This window comes from Dietzia sp. E1 (assembly GCF_014145015.1).
In the GTDB taxonomy this organism is placed as follows: domain Bacteria; phylum Actinomycetota; class Actinomycetes; order Mycobacteriales; family Mycobacteriaceae; genus Dietzia; species Dietzia cinnamea_A.
On sequence record NZ_JAALDU010000489.1, the window covers coordinates 1 to 1,689 of the forward strand.

Annotated in this window: 1 protein-coding gene; it reads left to right on the forward strand. The window is 61.1% G+C overall.

Annotated features, from left to right (window positions below; genetic code table 11):
• Nucleotides 1–867: 867 nt before the first annotated feature.
• Nucleotides 868–1,551, forward strand: a complete 684-nt coding sequence (locus G6030_RS14395; protein ID WP_096907171.1) for an ATP-binding cassette domain-containing protein — start codon at nucleotides 868–870, stop codon at nucleotides 1,549–1,551.
• Nucleotides 1,552–1,689: the final 138 nt, after the last annotated feature.

Sequence of the window (1,689 nt, forward strand, 5' to 3'; positions counted from 1 at the left end):
CGATTCGTATCGGTCGCCGATGTAGTAGGTGCCGTTCGCAGGGCCGCAAACCACAGCAGCGGCGCATCGCGCAGTCCCCATTTGATACCGAGGAAGCAGGCAGCCAGGGCGGCGGTGATCCATAACATCCGAAGCGGGGACGGTTTGCCGGTTAACGCAGGGGATCCGCCTTCGGCTCGCGGGGAGGTCATCGACGCCCCCGCGGTTGACTGTCTGCCGATTTGTCGCTCGGGCTGGCCATCCGGTCCGGGGGTCTTGAGCTACAAGAACTCAATCGGCGCGGGAGGGGAGAGGTGACGCTTTCAAGGGGAAGGGTCGCGAAGAGCCCGCTGGGTTTGGCCCACGCAAGGAGCTGCGAGCGAAGCAATAGGTTGACGAGCGGATCGACGAGCCCGCTGGCGGGCAGGCCGGCGAGCGGGTGGTCCTTGCCTGCCCAGTGGGAATTCTGCCGATTTGTGCCACCCGTACCGCGACCGAGGGGCAACCTCACCAGGGTGTGGTGTAGCTCAGAGCACCTCATCGCGTCGGTGACCCCTACTTCGGCAGCGGTGGCTGCACCGGCGGCGGGAGAGGACGCGATCCATGTATGCACTGCCTGGAAGGTCATCGCCTCTTCTGTTCTGTCGGACATCGGTAGCCTCCTCGCCGCGGTGGGTGGCCCGCGATTTTCTAGCTCGCATCCAATGTGACTGTATGCGGTGTTACGGCCGGAGTTGGGCAGAGCCTCCCTCAAAGTATGAATGTGAAGAATGCCACCGCCATAATCCCGGAGTGCTCTTTCAGAATGTTTATTGAACCTTCATCGGAGGTGACTCCAAACTTCATCTTTTTGCGAGATCATTACCAGTATTTGAATGAGGAGCAGATGTGACGGACCAGGATCCAATTACCGGCCTGCCTGAAAGCCCTATTGGGGAGACGGTGGTGTTGGCCGCTCACGGTGTGGCTAAGTCCTACCGAACCGGGTGGTGGCCACGACGGCGCACCCGACGCGTGCTGCGCGGCGCGGACATCGAGCTTCGACCTGGCGAGATCGTGGGTCTAGTGGGCGAAAATGGGTCGGGGAAATCAACTCTGATGAAAATTTTAGTGGGTGCTTTACCCCGAGATAGCGGCACCATTAGCCACACTGGGCCCATCGGATTCTGTCCGCAGGAGCCGATCCTGTACGAGAGGCTGACCTGCGACGAGCACTTCGACCTGTTCGGTCGGGCCTACCGCATGGACGACGACGAGATCGAGCGGTCCAAAGACGACATCTACACCACGTTGGGCTTTGTCGCGTGGAGGCACGCTCGCGTTGAGGCGCTGTCCGGGGGGACTCGGGCCAAGCTCAACCTCGGCTTGGCGCTGCTTCCGGACCCTGACCTGCTGCTACTGGATGAGCCCTACGCCGGGTTCGACTGGGACACCTACCAGCGGTTCTGGCAGTTGACCCGAGACCGGCGCGAGTCCGGGCGCAGTCTGTTGATCATCAGCCATTTCATCACTGACGCCGAGCGCTTCGACCGCATCTACGACCTGGTCGACGGCAGGACGATCTTACGATGACGACCCCATTCACTGTGTCGTTGACGTGGCGGTATCTGGTCGAGTATGCCCGCCGTCCAATAAATTTGGTGCTACTGGGCGTCGTGCCCCTGGTGTTTGTGGGCCCTTCCGGAATCAGAGTGCATTGATCCGATTCTG